This is a genomic window from Gordonia sp. OPL2 (genome assembly GCF_003797825.1).
Classification (GTDB): domain Bacteria; phylum Actinomycetota; class Actinomycetes; order Mycobacteriales; family Mycobacteriaceae; genus Gordonia.
The window spans coordinates 1-481 of record NZ_RKME01000067.1 but is presented as its reverse complement, the minus strand read 5'-3'; the positions used below and the strand labels follow the sequence as shown (position 1 = coordinate 481).

Annotated in this window: 1 protein-coding gene; it reads left to right on the top strand. The window is 65.5% G+C overall.

Annotation, left to right across the window (positions count from 1 at the left end; all coding sequences use genetic code 11):
- Positions 1–88 precede the first annotated feature (88 nt).
- Positions 89–481 (top strand): hypothetical protein (locus tag EEB19_RS26295; RefSeq protein WP_222929985.1); only part of this gene is annotated, 393 nt, incomplete at its 3' end.

Here is a 481-nt window from a genome sequence, read left to right as displayed (position 1 = left end):
CATGCATGTGCTTGCGGCAGCGCCGGTCGGATGGACACGCGTCGGTACGACGTCCATCACCACCACCCCGTCACTGCCGAAGCTGCCTATGCTCTGGATACTGCTGCTGTCGTTGTTGCTGTTGTGCTGGTTGTTCCTCGCGTCCGACAAGTGGGTGTGGTGGAAGGCCGGCGCGTTCTCGCTGCTGCTGCTGATGCTCAGCGCGTGGTGGCTGATCGACAAGCTGTCCGGTGATGGGCTCAATGCCGCCACCCTGTACCACCTCGGCGCCGACATGGAAGGTGCCGGTGTCTCCGACTTCAAGGGCTACATCGCCGGCTTCATCGTGTTGGCGCTGGTCTCGCTGCTGCCACTGTTCGCCACACGGGTGAAGCGCTGGCGCCGGCCCGGCCACGGTGGCGCGTTGTTCGCCGGTTTCGCGGCCGTGTGGGTGGCCACGATCATGATCAGCCCGCTGGCCCGTGACGGCCAGCGCCTGTAC